Origin of the sequence: Burkholderia sp. RF2-non_BP3 (assembly GCF_001522185.1) — a bacterium.
In the GTDB taxonomy this organism is placed as follows: domain Bacteria; phylum Pseudomonadota; class Gammaproteobacteria; order Burkholderiales; family Burkholderiaceae; genus Burkholderia; species Burkholderia diffusa.
Genome location: NZ_LOSU01000041.1, coordinates 1 through 14,229 on the forward strand (window position 1 = coordinate 1; position 14,229 = coordinate 14,229).

The 14,229-nt window shown below is 69.0% G+C and carries 12 protein-coding genes and 1 pseudogene; 1 reads left to right on the forward strand and 12 read right to left on the reverse strand.

Going from position 1 to position 14,229, the window contains the following annotated elements; all coding sequences use genetic code 11:
* The 10 genes and pseudogenes from WS45_RS35175 to hutH form a co-directional block, all read right to left on the reverse strand.
* Window positions 1-173: pseudogene (locus WS45_RS35175) on the reverse strand (aspartate aminotransferase family protein); the annotation flags it as partial.
* Between the two features lie 28 nt (window positions 174-201).
* A complete protein-coding gene (locus WS45_RS21745; RefSeq protein WP_059689197.1) occupies window positions 202-1,539 on the reverse strand; it encodes a glutamine synthetase family protein in 1,338 nt (445 codons plus the stop codon).
* A gap of 12 nt (window positions 1,540-1,551) precedes the next feature.
* Entirely contained in the window at window positions 1,552-2,358 is an 807-nt protein-coding gene (locus WS45_RS21750) for a gamma-glutamyl-gamma-aminobutyrate hydrolase family protein (RefSeq protein ID WP_059701655.1), read from the reverse strand.
* A gap of 726 nt (window positions 2,359-3,084) precedes the next feature.
* Window positions 3,085-3,882: an N-formylglutamate deformylase gene (gene hutG / locus WS45_RS21755; protein WP_059535682.1), complete on the reverse strand. Its 798-nt coding sequence runs from the start codon at window positions 3,880-3,882 to the stop codon at window positions 3,085-3,087.
* 58 nt (window positions 3,883-3,940) lie between these two features.
* Window positions 3,941-5,317, reverse strand: coding sequence for a formimidoylglutamate deiminase (locus WS45_RS21760; RefSeq protein WP_059535684.1), 1,377 nt, complete (start codon window positions 5,315-5,317; stop codon window positions 3,941-3,943).
* A gap of 23 nt (window positions 5,318-5,340) precedes the next feature.
* Window positions 5,341-6,564, reverse strand: coding sequence for an imidazolonepropionase (gene hutI / locus WS45_RS21765; RefSeq protein WP_059701657.1), 1,224 nt, complete (start codon window positions 6,562-6,564; stop codon window positions 5,341-5,343).
* Between the two features lie 4 nt (window positions 6,565-6,568).
* The gene (locus tag WS45_RS21770; RefSeq protein ID WP_059535686.1) at window positions 6,569-7,180 is read right to left on the reverse strand and encodes a HutD/Ves family protein; all 612 of its coding nucleotides are present in this window, start codon (window positions 7,178-7,180) and stop codon (window positions 6,569-6,571) included.
* A gap of 2 nt (window positions 7,181-7,182) precedes the next feature.
* On the reverse strand, window positions 7,183-8,871 hold the full coding sequence (gene hutU / locus WS45_RS21775) for a urocanate hydratase (RefSeq protein ID WP_059535688.1): 1,689 nt from the start codon (window positions 8,869-8,871) through the stop codon (window positions 7,183-7,185).
* Between the two features lie 40 nt (window positions 8,872-8,911).
* Window positions 8,912-9,607 carry a histidine utilization repressor gene (gene hutC, locus WS45_RS21780; protein ID WP_044847652.1) on the reverse strand — a complete coding sequence of 232 codons (696 nt, stop codon included), beginning with the start codon at window positions 9,605-9,607 and terminating at the stop codon, window positions 8,912-8,914.
* Window positions 9,608-9,611: 4 nt separating this feature from the next.
* The gene (gene hutH, locus WS45_RS21785; protein WP_059701623.1) at window positions 9,612-11,135 is read right to left on the reverse strand and encodes a histidine ammonia-lyase; all 1,524 of its coding nucleotides are present in this window, start codon (window positions 11,133-11,135) and stop codon (window positions 9,612-9,614) included.
* 226 nt (window positions 11,136-11,361) lie between these two features.
* On the opposite strand from hutH, the gene WS45_RS21790 reads away from it, so the two are divergent.
* Window positions 11,362-12,282 (forward strand): glutamate/aspartate ABC transporter substrate-binding protein, encoded by a 921-nt coding sequence (locus WS45_RS21790; protein ID WP_059701625.1) that lies wholly within the window; start codon window positions 11,362-11,364, stop codon window positions 12,280-12,282.
* Between the two features lie 21 nt (window positions 12,283-12,303).
* On the opposite strand, the gene WS45_RS21795 is transcribed toward WS45_RS21790, so the two are convergent.
* Both WS45_RS21795 and WS45_RS21800 read right to left on the reverse strand, forming a co-directional pair.
* Window positions 12,304-13,056: a 4'-phosphopantetheinyl transferase family protein gene (locus WS45_RS21795; RefSeq protein WP_059701627.1), complete on the reverse strand. Its 753-nt coding sequence runs from the start codon at window positions 13,054-13,056 to the stop codon at window positions 12,304-12,306.
* Window positions 13,057-13,173: 117 nt separating this feature from the next.
* Window positions 13,174-14,217, reverse strand: a complete 1,044-nt coding sequence (locus tag WS45_RS21800) for an alpha/beta hydrolase family protein (RefSeq protein ID WP_059701629.1) — start codon at window positions 14,215-14,217, stop codon at window positions 13,174-13,176.
* Window positions 14,218-14,229: the final 12 nt, after the last annotated feature.

Genomic DNA, 14,229 nt, shown 5'->3' on the forward strand with positions numbered 1-14,229 from the left:
ACCTTGTTGCCGTCCGAGTCCCACAGGTAGACGCCGTCGGCCTTCACGATCACGCGGCTGCCCGCGCGGTTGAGCGCACCCATGTCGGAGAACGGGTGGATGTGGTGCGCGGCGTCGAGCGCGCGGTATTCGGCGGTCGAGCGCGCGGCGACGGCTTCGCTTCGTTCTGTCATGTTGCCTCCGCAGGTCGGTGCCGCACGCTCACACGTGCAGCAGGAGATGGCGGCGTTCCCACGAGCTGATCACGCGGAAAAACGCTTCGTATTCGGTTTCCTTCAGCGCCAGATACGCCTTCACGAACTTGTTGCCGAGAATGTCGGCGAGCGGCGCGCACGCGGCCATCAGCGAGATGCCCTCCTCGAGGTTGCGCGGCAGCTGGTACGGCAGGTCGTAGCCGTCGGACGCGATCGGTTCGGTCGGCGCGAGCTGCTGCGTGAGACCGAGATACCCGGCCGCGAGCGTCGCCGCGAATGCGAGGTACGGATTGCAGTCGACGCCCGGAATCCGGTTCTCGATGCGCCGCGCGACCGGCGTCGACTGCGGGATGCGAAAGCCGACGGTGCGGTTGTCGTAGCCCCACTGCACGTTGATCGGCGCGGCCATGAAGCGCGACAGCCGGCGGTACGAGTTGATGTACGGCGCGAAGATCGGCATCAATGCGGGCGTGTATTTCTGCAGCCCCGCGAGATAGCTGTGGAACATCGGCGAGACGACGCCGCCCTCGTCGGCGAACAGGTTATGGCCGGTGCGCGCATCGGCGAGGCTCTGGTGGATATGCATCGCGGAGCCCGGCTCGTTTTCCATCGGCTTGGCCATGAACGTCGCGTACATGTTGTGACGCAGCGCCGCCTCGCGCACCGTGCGCTTGAACAGGAACACCTGGTCGGCGAGCGACAGCGCGTCGCCGTGCACGAAGTTGATCTCCATCTGCGCGGCGCCGACCTCGTGGATCAGCGTCTCGATGTCGAGGCCCTGCATTTCGCAGTATTCGTAGATGTCCTCGAACAGCGGATCGAACTCGTTGACGGCCTCGATCGAATACGACTGACGCCCCGTCTCCGCGCGGCCCGTGCGCCCGACCGGCGGACGCAACGGCAGGTCCGGGTCGGCGTTCATGTCGACCAGATAGAACTCGAGTTCGGGCGCGACGACCGGCTTCCAGCCCTTCGCCTTGTACAGGTCGAGCACGCGGCGCAGCACGTAGCGCGGCGAAATCTCGACCGGCGAGCCGTCGAAATGCACGCAATCGTGAATCACCTGCGCGGTCGGATCGACGGCCCACGGAATCAGGCAGATCGTCGACGGATCGGGCACGCACACCATGTCGGGATCGGTCACGCCGGTCAGCGAGCCGTCTTCCGGATAGTCGCCGGTGACGGTCTGCACCATCACCGCCTGCGGCAGGCGCATCGATTCGCCGGACTCGAACTTGTTGCGCGGAATGATCTTGCCGCGCGCGATGCCGGCCATGTCGGGAATGATCGCCTCGACTTCGGTGATGCGGTGCTGACGCAGGAATTCGCTCAGTTCGGGTTGCATGATCGGCCTCGTTCAGTCGATGTCGGATGCGGCCGGCGACGGCAGGGTGCCGCCGGCCGCATGAATACGGTGTGTCATGCGCGCGCGGCACGCCGCGCCGAATGCCGCGAAGATGTCGCGCGACAGCGGCTGTTCCGCGAAGCGCCATTCGGGATGCCACTGCACGCCGAGCGCGAACGCACGCGCGCCGCGCACGCTGACGGCCTCGATCAGCCCGTCGGGCGCGCTCGCTTCGACCACGAGCCCCGCACCGAGCCGCGCGATGCCCTGGTCGTGCAGCGAATTGACCATCGCGTCATGCGCGCCGCGCGCGACCCGTTGCAGCAGGCCGCCCGGCGCGAGCTGCACGCGGTGCGCGGGGCCGTACTGCCGTTCGAGCGGATCGCCGTCGCGCTCGCGATGATCGTGGAAGCCCGCGCTCGCATGCAGCCGCTGATGCAGCGTGCCGCCATACGCGACGTTCAGCTCCTGCATGCCGCGGCAGATCGCGAGCACGGGCACGCCCGCGTCGATCGCCGCGCGGATCAGCGGCAGCGCGGTCGCATCGCGCGCGGGATCGTGCAGCGTGTCGGGCATGCTCGCCGGGCCGCCGTAGTGATGCGGCTCGACGTTCGAATAGCTGCCGGTCAGCAGCAGCCCGTCGATGGACGCGACAATCGCGTCGACCGGCTGGCGCGTGCCGAGCGCGGGCAGCACGACGGCGAGCGCGCCGGCACCGTCGACCAGCGCGACGAGATACTTCTCGCCGGCCGTGTGGTTCGGATGCGCGCCGCGCATCACGCGGTCGGCGGTGACGGCTACGAGCGGGCGCGGTCGCATGATCGCCTCCAGGATGAACGTGCGACGCGGGCATCCGCGCGGGGCGATGGCCACGCGCGGTCGCGCCGCACGCGCCCATGCGCGATCCTGCCGCGCGAACGGCGCGGCAATGGACGGTGCGACCCGATGCGAAAGCGGAAACGGACGCTAGGGCAACAATGAAGCGCTGCCGTCGCACTGCACCGCGCTGAACACGTGCGCGGTCACGAGGTTGAAGCGGCGCAGGCCGCGATGGGACACAGCGAAGAGACGAGGCTCGCGTATGAGGGCGGCGCGCGTGCCGCGATCAGCATGCCGGAACGGCCCGGCCTGAGGCGGCGCGCCCGCCGACGGACTTCGGGTCCGGCATATCGAAGGGCTGGCGGCTTTCACGATCGTACTCGACTGACTGGTGAAGACAGGACACGTGTCGCGATGAAGCGGAGGCGGCAATGCCGCGCGGCGACACGTCGGCAAGGTGTTTCGCAACGGATTCCGGCGCGGTGCGGCGCTGATCGACGCCGTCGCGGCCGGCGCGCGTGACGACTTCCTGACATTCAGCTTATATCACCTAAAAATTGCGTCAAATTTTCAGGTATCGATCCCGACATCGATCAGACGAAAAAAAACGGCATCGACCCGACCGGTCGATGCCCTTTTGTGCGCTGCGTCGGCGCGTGCAGTGCCCGCTGGCAGGCCATGGCGCGAGGCGGCACCGCGCCGCCGCACGCCACGCGCGCCGGCGGCTCAGCGATGCGCGAGCGCGGTTTCGACGAGCGTCTGCAGCAGCGGCACGATCCGCGCGGCACGCGCTTCGTCGTACGCGTACGGACGCGTCTCTTCCATATAGGTGATCTGCGACAGCTCGAGCTGCACGGCTTCGACGCCGGTGGCGGGCACGCCATAGTGACGCGTGATGTAGCCGCCCTTGAAACGCCCGTTCGCGACGGCCGTATAGCCGCCGTGCGCGCTCACGCATGCCGCCAGCGCCTCGGCGAGGCCGGGCGCGGCGCTCGCGCCGCTCGACGTGCCGAAGTTGAAGTCCGGCAGACGGCCTTCGAAGAAGCGCGGCACGTGCGAGCGGATCGAATGCGCTTCCCACACGAGCACGCGGCCGTGCTCGCGCTTCAGGCGCGCGATCTCGCCTTGCAGCGCGTCATGATACGGGCGCCAGTAGCGGTCGCGGCGGCGCATGATCTCGTCGTTGCCGGGCAGCGCGTTCGCCGGATACAGCGGCGCCTTGTCGAACGTGTCGACCGGCACGAGCCCGGTCGTGTCCTGCCCCGGGTACAGGTTCTCGTTGTCGGGCGGACGGTTCAGGTCGACGACGTAACGCGCGTGCGACGGCACGAGGATCGACGCACCAAGCGTCGCCGCGAACCCGTACAGCCGCTCGAGATGCCAGTCGCAATCGTCGACGAAGCGCGCATCGGGCGTCATCGTCGCGGCGATGTCGTCGGGAATGTGGGTGCCTGCGTGCGGAATCGAGATCAGCAGCGGCAGCGTGCCCTGCTTCAGCGTGAAAACAGCCGGTTGTTCAGTCATGTCGCATCACCGTAAGAGTCTGCCGGCGCGCGCACGCGGCGCGCCGGGTGCCGCGCGTTCAGCGCAGCAGTTGCGCCAGCGCGGCGCGGTAGTCGGCATACGCGACGGCTTCGTCGCGATGGCGGCGCCCGCTCACGACGCGTTCGCCGCCGGTGTAGACGTCGAGCACCGGCGTGTCGCCATGCTCGGCGAACACCGCGCCCGACAGCCATGCCGTGCTGTCGTGTTCGGCGATCGCCGGATGATCGGGATCGAGCACGAGCCAGTCGGCGCGGCAGCCTTCACGCAGCGCGCCGATGCGCCGCCCGCTGGCCTGCGCGCCGCCCGCGAGCGACGCGTCGAACAGCCGGTCGGCGACATGCGCCTGCGTGTCGCTCGCGAGCACGTTGCGCGCGCGATGCACGAGCCGCTGACCGTATTCGAGCAGGCGCAGCTCCGAGCGCCAGTCGACCGACGCATGGCTGTCCGAGCCGACGCCGATCACGCCGCCCTGCGCGAGAAAGTCGACGGCCGGGAACACGCCGTCGCCGAGATTCGCCTCGGTGGTCAGGCACAGGCCGGCCACCGCGCGACGCTGCGCGAGCGCGGCCGTTTCGGCCGCATCGACGTGCGTCGCGTGCACGAGGCACCAGCGCGCATCGACGTCGAAGCGATCGAGCAGCCACTGCACGGGACGCGTGCCGTAAGCACGCACGCAATCGTCGACTTCGGCCGTCTGTTCGGCGATATGGATATGCACGGGCGCGTCGTCGGGCAGGCCGTCGAGCAGCACGCGCAATCCGCTCTCGGACACCGCGCGCAGCGAGTGCGGCGCGACGCCGTAGCGCAGTCCGCCATGCTCGGGCGCGACGCGGCGCATCGCGTCGAGCAGTTCGAGCAGCCCATCGGGCGTGTTGATGAAGCGGCGCTGGTCGTCGCGCGGCGGCTTGTTGCCGAAGCCGGCGAACTGGTACGACACGGGCAGCATCGTGATGCCGATGCCGGCCGAGCGGGCCGCGTCGATCACGCGCGTGCCGAGTTCCGCGATCTGCGGATAGCGCGAGCCGTCCTGCGCGTGATGCACGTAGTGGAATTCGCACACCGACGTGTAGCCGCACTTCAGCATCTCGACGTACAGCCAGCGCGCGATCGCCGCGAGTGCGTCGGGCGTGATCTTCAGCGCGAAGCGGTACATGAGATCGCGCCAGCTCCAGAAGCTGTCGGCGGGATTTGCGCGGTATTCGGTGAGCCCCGCCATCGCGCGCTGGAACGCGTGCGAATGCAGGTTCGGCATGCCGGGCACCACGGGCCCGGCCGCGCGCGCGACGCCGGCCGGCGCGTCGGCATCGGGCGTCACGTCGGTCAGCGTGCCGGCCGCGTCCCAGCGCAGCAGCACGTTGCGGCGCCAGCCATCGGGCAGCCGGGCATGGTCCGCGAACAGCGTCATTTCGGTCATCGTGAGTCTCGTCTGTTGCAAGGCTAGCCGTTGATCCGGCGAAACACCGTCGTACCGCCGCGCACGACCTGCTCGCACAGCGGCCGGCCGATCCAGTAAGCGAGCTCCGACAGCGAGCCGACCGACCAGGCCGCGAAATCGGCCTGGCGACCGATCTCGAGCGCGCCGTGGCGATCCGCGCGGCCGAGCGCCGCGGCCGCATGGCGCGTCACGCCCTGCAGCACCTCGGGCACCGTCATGCGGAACAGCGTGCAGCCCATGTTCATCGTCAGCAGCAGCGATTCGAGCGGCGACGTGCCGGGGTTGTGGTCGGTCGCGAGCGCGATCGGCACGCCGTGCTTGCGCAGCAGCTCGATCGGCGGCAATTGCGTTTCGCGAATGAAGTAATACGCGCCGGGCAACAGCACGGCGACCGTGCCGGCCGCCTTCATCGCCTCGATGCCGGCTTCGTCGAGAAATTCGAGGTGGTCGGCGGACAGCGCGCGATACCGCGCGGCGAGCGCGGTGCCACCTGCGTTCGACAACTGCTCCGCGTGCAGCTTCACCGGCAGGCCGCGCCGCGTCGCGGCCTCGAACACGCGCTCGGTCTGCGCGAGCGAGAAGCCGATGCGCTCGCAAAATACGTCGACCGCGTCGACGAGGCCTTCGTCGGCGAGCGCCGGCAGCATCCGTCCGCACACTTCGTCGATGTAGTCATCCGCGCGGCCCGCGTATTCCGGCGGCAGCGCGTGCGCGCCGAGGAACGTGGTGTATACCGTGACCGGAAAGCGCTCGCCGAGCTGGCGCGCGACGCGCAGCATCTTGCGCTCGCTCGCGAGGTCGAGCCCGTAGCCCGACTTGATCTCGATCGCGGTCACGCCTTCGGCGAGCAGCGGCTGCAGGCGTGCGGCCGCCTGCACGAACAGCGCCGTCTCGTCGGCCGCGCGCGTGGCGCGCACCGTCGACACGATCCCGCCGCCCTGCCGCGCGATCTCCTCGTAGCTGACGCCGGCGAGACGCTGCGCGAACTCGTCGGCGCGCGTGCCGCCGTACACGAGGTGCGTATGGCAGTCGACGAGGCCCGGCGTCACCCACGCGCCGTGCAGGTCTTCCCGCCGCCAGTGCGCATAACCGTGCGGCAGCGCGGAAAACGCGCCGAGCCACACGATCGTGCCGGTTTCGTCGACGGCGATCGCCGCGTCGTCGATCGTTTCGTCGGGATGGCCGTGCGGACACAGCCTCAGGTGATGCCAGACAATCGGTTTCATGCGTTCAGTCTCGTTCGCCGACGGCGAGCGACACGGCGAGCAGCGCGCCACCTCCGCTCACGACGACGTCAAACGCACGCCGCGGCCCGTCGAGCCGCAGCGTGTCCATTTCCTGCAGTGCATAGTGCGCGCCGTCGATGTCGATGCCGACGGTGCCGGTCGCGCAGAACAGCAGCACGGTATCGGCGCGCTCGACGCGGTGCGTGCCTTCGGGCCACACGTCGACCGTCCCGCGCGCGGCCGAACGGCGCGTCATCAGGTTGAAGTCGCGCGTGGCGCCGTCGTGCAGCGTCGCATCGATCGCCGTTTCGCCGGCGAAATCCGCGCGGGCGAGCGGCGCGTCGAGCACGTGGCGCGCGCCGCCCGCTTCCGCGAGCGTCATGCCCGCACCGGACAGCAGCACGAGCGTGCGGTCGATGCCGTCGAAACGCGAGAACGGCCCGGCCGCGCCGACGTCCGCGACGCTCACGCGCCAGGCGAACGCGTCGAGCGCGGCGCCCGGCGGGAACGCGCCGATTTCGCGCGTCACGCCGCCGCCGTTCTTCCACGGCGACGCAACGAGATCCGCCGCGCGGATCATCGTTGCGTGCACCGGCGCCTGATCGAGCGCCGTCATGCTCAGCGGCCGAGCATCGGCAGCTTCAGGCCGGCTTCGCGGGCCGTCTGCTGCGCGAGTTCGTAGCCGGCATCCGCATGGCGCATCACGCCCGTCGCCGGATCGTTCAGCAGCACGCGGCCGAGACGCTCGTGCGCTTCGGCGGTACCGTCGGCGACGATCACGACGCCCGAGTGCTGCGAGAAGCCCATCCCGACGCCGCCGCCGTGATGCAGCGACACCCACGATGCGCCGCCCGCGGTGTTCAGCAGTGCGTTCAGCAGCGGCCAGTCGCTCACGGCGTCCGAGCCGTCCTTCATCGATTCCGTCTCGCGGTTCGGGCTCGCGACCGAACCGGTGTCGAGGTGGTCGCGGCCGATCACGATCGGTGCCTTCAGTTCGCCGTTCTTCACCATCTCGTTGAACGCCTGGCCGAGGCGATAGCGATCCTTCACGCCGACCCAGCAGATCCGTGCCGGCAGGCCCTGGAACGCGATGCGCTCACGTGCCATGTCGAGCCAGTTGTGCAGGTGCGGATCGTCGGGGATCAGCTCCTTCACCTTCTGGTCGGTCTTGTAGATGTCTTCCGGATCGCCCGACAGCGCGACCCAGCGGAACGGGCCCTTGCCTTCGCAGAACAGCGGGCGGATATAGGCCGGCACGAAGCCCGGGAAGTCGAACGCGTTCTCGACGCCCATTTCCAGCGCCATCTGGCGGATGTTGTTGCCGTAGTCGAGCGTGGCCGCGCCGCGCTCCTGCAGCGTCAGCATCGCGCGCACCTGCACGGCCATCGACTGCTTCGCCGGATGCACGATGCCTTCCGGATCGACCTTCTGCGTCTCGCGCCATTGCGCGACGCTCCAGCCTTGCGGCAGGTAGCCGTTGATCGGGTCGTGCGCGCTCGTCTGGTCGGTCACGCAGTCCGGCGTGATGCCGCGCTCGACGCACTCCGTGAACACGTCGGCTGCGTTGCCGAGCAGGCCGATCGACACCGGCTTGCCGGTGCGCTTCGCTTCCTCGATCATGCCGAGCGCCTCGTCGAGCGTCGTCGCCTTCTTGTCGACGTAGCGCGTCTTCAGGCGGAAGTCGATGCGCGTCTCGTCGCACTCGACCGCGATCATCGAGAAGCCGGCCATCGTCGCCGCCAGCGGCTGCGCGCCGCCCATGCCGCCGAGACCGCCCGTCAGGATCCAGCGGCCCGACGGGTCGCCGTTGAAGTGCTGGTTCGCGACCGAGAAGAACGTTTCATAGGTGCCCTGCACGATGCCCTGGCTGCCGATGTAGATCCAGCTGCCGGCCGTCATCTGGCCATACATCATCAGGCCCTTGCGGTCGAGCTCGTTGAAGTGCTCCCAGGTCGCCCAGTGCGGCACCAGGTTCGAGTTCGCGAGCAGCACGCGCGGCGCATCCTTGTGCGTGCGGAACACGCCGACCGGCTTGCCCGATTGCACGAGCAGCGTCTCGTCTTCGCCGAGATCCTTCAGCGACGCGAGGATCTGGTCGTAGCATTCCCAGTTGCGCGCCGCGCGGCCGATGCCGCCGTACACGACGAGCGCGTGCGGATGCTCGGCGACTTCCGGATCCAGGTTGTTCTGGATCATCCGGTAGGCCGCTTCGGCCAGCCAGGTCTTGCAGACCTTCTCGCTGCCGCGCGGCGCGCGGATCGTGCGCGTCGGATCGAGACGGGGATCGATGTGTTTCGGATGGTTCATGACGGCTGCTCCCGAGGGAAAGTGAATATTCAAATAGGAATCAGAAATGCCCGGTGAAGCGATAACGGCTGCCGGGGTGCCACAGATTCGCCACCGAGGCGACGACGCCCTGCGACCAGGTGCGCCGATGTAAAACCAGACACGGCTCGACGTCGTCCATCCGCAGCTGCTCGCGTCGCTCGGGCGCCGGGGCCGCCGCTTCGATCCGGTACTCGACGCGCTGCAGCGGTGCCGCGCGCATCAGATACAGGTTCGGCGTCGTGTTCGTGAAATCCTGCTCGGCATAATCCGGCGCGACCGCCGGATTCACCCACCGTTCTTCGAGCTGGACGGGTTCGTCATTCTCGAAGTGCAACACCTGCGAATAAAACAGCTTCGCGCGCACGGCCATCTGCATCTCGTCGGCGAGCGCCTCGTCGGCGCGGATCGTCTCGAGGCCGAGCACGCTGGCGCGGTACGCATGCCCGCGCGCGTCGACCTCCTCCGAGATGCTGCGGATCGCGACGAGCGTCGACTCGTACTTCGGCCGCGCGACGTAGGTGCCGGCGCCCTTCATGCGCGTCAGCACCTGCTCGGCCGTCAACTCGCGCAACGCGCGGTTGACGGTCATGCGCGCGACCTTGAACTCGCGGGCCAGTTCGTTCTCGGAGGGCACCTGATCGCCCTCCGCCCACTCGCCGGCGTGAATGCGGCCCAGGATGAAATCCTTGATCTCCTGGTAGACCGGCGCGCTCATGGGCTTACTGTTCCGATGCGAACGAGAACGGCGCGATCTTCGCGAACGCACGCTCGCCGACGAGCTTCGCGATCACGGCGATGTCCGGTGCAAAGTAGTGGTCGAGTTCGTAGTGCGCGACCTTGCTGCGGATCGTTTCCATCACCGGCGCGAGCTTCGGGCTCGTGTGGTGCGGCGCGCGCAGGTCGACGCCCTGGGCGGCGGCCAGCAGTTCGATCGCGAGGATGTGCTTCGTGTTGTCCGCGATGTCGGCGAGCTTGCGCGCGGCGAACGTCGCCATCGACACGTGGTCTTCCTGGTTCGCCGAGGTCGGCAGCGAGTCGACCGACGCCGGGTGCGCGAGCGTCTTGTTTTCCGATGCCAGGGCGGCTGCCGTCACGTGGGCGATCATGAAGCCCGAGTTCACGCCGCCGTCCTTCACGAGGAACGGGGGCAGGCCCGACAGCGTCGCGTCGATCAGCAGTGCGATGCGGCGCTCGGCCAGCGCGCCGATTTCCGATGCGGCGAGCGCGAGGTTGTCGGCCGCGAATGCGACGGGTTCGGCGTGGAAGTTGCCGCCCGACAGCACTTCGCCGGTATCCGGGAAGATCAGCGGGTTGTCCGACACGGCGTTCGCTTCGACCAGCAGCACGTCGGCCGCGTGGCGCATCTGGTCCAGGCACGCGCCCATCACCTGCGGCTGGCAGCGCAGGCTGTACGGATCCTGCACCTTGTCGCAGTCGCGGTGCGACTGGTTGATCGGCGAGCCTTCGAGCAGGTCGCGGTACGACGCGGCCGCGTCGATCTGGCCTTGATGGCCGCGCAGTTCGTGGATGCGGGCGTCGAACGGCTTCACCGAGCCGGCGGCCGCATCGACCGACAGCGCACCCGCGACGAGCGCGGTGCGGTACAGGTCTTCGATCGCGAACATGTTGTCGAGCGCCAGCGCCGTCGAGGCCTGCGTGCCGTTCAGCAGCGCGAGGCCTTCCTTCGCCTGCAGCGTCAGCGGCGCGAGGCCCGCGACGCGCAGACCGTCGAGCGCGCTGGCGCGCTCGCCGCGGATGAACACTTCGCCGACGCCCAGCAGCACGGCCGACATGTGCGCGAGCGGCGCGAGGTCGCCCGATGCGCCGACCGAGCCCTTCACCGGGATCAGCGGCAGCACGTCAGCGTTGAACAGCGTGATCAGTGCGTCCATCACCTCGCGGCGGATGCCCGAGTGGCCGCGGCCGAGGCTCGACAGCTTCAGCGCCATCAGCAGGCGCACCGACGAGCGCGCCATCGGCTCGCCGACGCCGACCGCGTGCGACAGCACCAGGTTCTTCTGCAGCAGCTCGAGCTGGTCGTGCGGGATGTGCGTGCTGGCCAGGCGGCCGAAGCCCGTGTTGATGCCGTATGCCGGCTCGCCCTTTGCCGCGATGTCGGCGACGGCCTTCGCGCCTGCGTCGATCTTCGCGAAGCTCGCCGGGTCGAGCTTGAGCTGCACGGATTCGCGAGCGATCTTGCGCAGTTGCGGGAGGGTCAGGTGGCCGGGGGTCAACGTAATCATGTGAGCAATCCTGTCTAGACAAGTTCGTGATGGATTGCAGTGTAGCCATCGCAACTTGTCTAGACAACCCCGTTTTTCACGATTTCGACTCGGGAGTTTCCCTGATGTCCGGCGCGGCCCGCCGCTGTTGCCCGACGGACTCCGGAATTAACATATGTTGCAATTATTTTGTCTTTGGCAACATACGAATCGACGCTTTCCCACGATCCGCCCACGGAGACCTGCCATGACCATCCCGCCCCGGTTGACCGCCCTCCTCGGCCGCAGCCTGCTCGTCGCCGCATGCGCGCTCGCGTGCGGCGCGTCGCTCGCCGCGGAACCGCTGTCCGGCACGCTCGAAAAGATCCGGCAAGGCGGCCTGATCTCGATCGGCCATCGCGAGACGTCGGTGCCGTTCTCCTACGTCGACGCGAGCGGCAAGGTGATCGGCTTCTCGCAGGACCTGTGCGACCGCGTGATCGCCGCCGTGAAGGTGCGCACCGGCAAGCCCGACCTGCAGGTGCGCTTCGTCCCGGTCACGTCGCAGAACCGCATCCCGCTGGTGCAGAACGGCACGGTCGATCTCGAATGCGGGGTGACCACCAACCTCGCCGCGCGCCACGCGCAGGTCGCGTTCTCGACCACCTTCTTCGTCGCGACCACGCGCCTGCTCACGCGCACGGGATCGGGCATCCGCGACTTCCCCGATCTCGCCGGCAAGACGGTCGTGACGAACCAGGGCACGACGTCCGAACGCCTGCTGCGCAAGATGAACGAGGAGAAGAAGATGAACATGCAGATCATCAGCGCGAAGGACTACGGCGAAGGACGCCTCACGCTCGAATCGGGCCGCGCGGCCGCCTACATGATGGACGACGTGCTGCTCGCCGGCGTGCGCCAGCTCGCGGCGAAGCCGGCCGACTGGACGATCGTCGGCACGCCGCAGTCGTCGGAAGCGTACGGGTTCATGCTGCGCAAGGACGATCCGCAGTTCAAGGCGCTCGTCGACGGCGTGCTCGTGCAGCTGATGAAGAGCGGCGAGATCAACGCGCTGTACGACAAGTGGTTCATGAAGCCGGTGCCGCCGAAAGGGCTCGCGTTCGACTTCCCGATGAGCGATGTGATCAAGGCGCGCTACGCGGCGCCGAACGACGTGCCGCTCGAGTGAGCGTCGCGTGCTGAAACGGGTTCAGCGCGTCCACGCGACGCACGCCGCGTAGCCGGGCGCCGCGTCGAGCCAGCCCGCGTCGAACGCGGCCACGCCGGCCGCGGGCGCGGCCGGATCGACGATCGTCGTCGCGGGCGTCGCGGCATCGCGCGGCGGCACGACCGCGAACGCGCGCAGCCCGCCGACGATGCCGGTGCCGAGCGCCTTCAGCAACGCTTCCTTCGCCGACCACACGCGCATGAACGCGTCGGCACGCGCGGCGAGCGGCAGGCCGTCGAGATACGCGGCCTCGGCGGTCGCGCACACCTCGCGTGTCAGCGCACGCCAGTCGGCCGACCGATTGCAGCTTTCGATATCGACGCCGACACGGCCCGTCCCGGTCCACGCGATGAGCGCGTGATCGCCCGCGTGCGACACGTTGAAATCCAGCGATGCGCGATGCGCGGGGTCGAGCGACGGCCGTCCCGACTCGTCGACGACGATCGCGATGTCCTTCGGCGCCACGTCGAGCGTCGCGCCGAGCACATCGCGCAGCGCGGCGCGCGTCGCGGCGCTGCGCACCGCATCCTCATGCCGCAGGTAGCGCCCGGCACGCGCGCGCTCGGCATCGCTCAGCGCCGCATAGGCGGGCGACGCGAGCGGCACGTGCCAGTCGAAATCGATACGCGCGACCTGCACCCCGGCCCGCGACGCGGCCGGCGGCACGTCGAGCAGGTGCATGCGCCACGCGCGGGACAGGTCGGCGGGAATCTCGGAATCGGGCGGAATGGACATCGGCACGGGGCAGCCAGTCGAATGAAACGTCCGATGTTAATCGATCGCGCGGCGCGGAGGCCGACGCGGCGCGGCCGCCGCATCGACGCGACGGCCGGGGCGCACGCGCGTGCGCGGTCACCCGTGCGCGACGACACCCGGCGCGCCGCTCGCCGCCAGCCGCGCACGCTGCGCCGGATGGCGCGCGTGGACGCGGCCCGGCGCATCGGCCGGCAGCGCGCCGTGTTGCAGCCAGTACAGCGCGACGGGCCACAACGTGTCGGCGAAGCGGCTGTGGAAGAACGCGAAATGGCCGATCGCGTCGACGCCGATGTCGTGCGGCGCGATCCGCAGATGCGTGACGTCGCTGCCCGTGTAGTAGCCGACCAGCCGCTCGATCGCGTCGACCGTGCCGAATCCGTCGTCGTCGAGGCCGATCGCGAGCATCGGCGCCGGCAGCCGCGCGAAGCGCGCCGGCAGCGCGGCGCGGCTCGCGGCGGTTTCGGCGAGCGGGCCATGCGTGTAGGCATCCTCGAAGCGCGCCTGCGAACGCACCCACGACAGCGCGATGCCACGCGGCGTATCCTCCATCCAGCCAAGCCGCTTCGCGGGCACGTAGCCGAACACGGCCGCGAGCGCCGGCATCGCGACGTGCCACTTCCACCACATGCGCCGCCGCTCTTCCGGCCGATAGTCGCGCCAGTACGCATATTGCGCACCGACGGTCACCGCGTGACGCACGTACGCGTTCGACGCCGCCAGCCCGAGCACGCAGCCGCCGATGCTGTGCGCGACGACGTCGAGCGGCTGGCCGGGAAACGCGTCGCGTGCGTACTGCAGCGCGGCCTCGCAATCGAGCCGCCCCCAGTCGAGCCAGTTCGTGCGCAGCTTCGCGAGCCGCGCGGGGCGCGAGCCGCCGATCCCGCGATAGTCGTAGACGAGCACGTCACGCCCTTGCGCGAACAGCCAGGCCGCGAAGCGGAAGTAATAGTCGCAGCGCACCGACGTCGCGCAATTGACGACCGTCACGGGCCGCGTGGCGCCGCCGCCGCGATGCCGCCACACGTAGCCGCGCAGTTGGTAACCGTCGGCCGCGGTCAGCGTCACGGCCTCCGGCGGCAACGCACCCGCCGCGCGCCCGGGCGCCTGATCCGCCCCGGCTGCTTCGTTCGAAATCGTCATCCTGTCTCCTGT